The organism is Corynebacterium sp. KPL2825 (assembly GCF_037908445.1).
Classification (GTDB): Bacteria; Actinomycetota; Actinomycetes; order Mycobacteriales; family Mycobacteriaceae; genus Corynebacterium; species Corynebacterium kefirresidentii.
In genome coordinates this window covers 1-819 of sequence record NZ_JBBMGI010000026.1, presented here as the reverse complement: position 1 = coordinate 819, position 819 = coordinate 1, and the positions used below count along the sequence as shown (strand labels likewise).

At 54.1% G+C, this 819-nt stretch carries 1 protein-coding gene; it reads left to right on the top strand.

What is annotated here, in order from left to right:
- The first annotated feature begins 463 nt into the window (after positions 1-463).
- Positions 464-769, top strand: coding sequence for a hypothetical protein (locus WMQ00_RS11965; RefSeq protein WP_340441074.1), 306 nt, complete (start codon positions 464-466; stop codon positions 767-769).
- Positions 770-819 lie beyond the last annotated feature (50 nt).

Here is an 819-nt window from a genome sequence, read left to right as displayed (position 1 = left end):
GATGGTACTGCAACCGGGAGGTTGTGGGAGAGTAAGTCACCGCCGACACCAAACAACAAAAACACAACAAAATACAAACAACAAAGAAGAGGACGGCACACCACCGCCCTCTTCCTTGCGTTTTACCAGCCCTCCCAGCTGGTGGAAGCCGTAGGAACAACACACATACGTGTTGCCCCTACGGCTTCCTTTTGCGTTTACACTCATCGTTCTAGGCCAGCCCACCAACCGCACAACGATGGCTTCAACATCCACCATAATGGGAAGTCGGAAACCAACCCTCAACCTTTCCTTTTACCCCCGTTGCCTAGTGAAGGTCGACTCCGGGGTTCCCTGCGGGTTTAGGTCACCCTATTCGAACAAAAACACCCCCATCGCGCGCATATGTCCGGCACCTGGGATAGTATACGAGCATACGTTAGAAAACACATACGAACCCCTACGTCCTGTTGGAGTGCACCTCGTGACTGCCACACTCGCCCCACCCGAGCCTGATGTTGCTCTCGACTATCCCGACACTCTCCTCATTGCCAACCACCCCGATACTGATCCCCTAGACGAAGATGATATGCCGGAAGCGTTCTACACCACCAACGCACCCGGCAACCACATCGGTAAAGCCGGCACCTACACCCGCAAAACCTCCTGGTTCCTCTACCGCGCAATCCTCCCCCAACTAGACGACGACGTCGACTTAAGCCTCACCAGCCTGGCTAAAGACCTCGGCATCTGCTATTCCAAACTGAAGTGCCCCGGGTTTTGTTCCTAGGCATTTGCCTTGATTTCTATTATTGCTTGCGGCGGGTGCTGGTCCCAAAA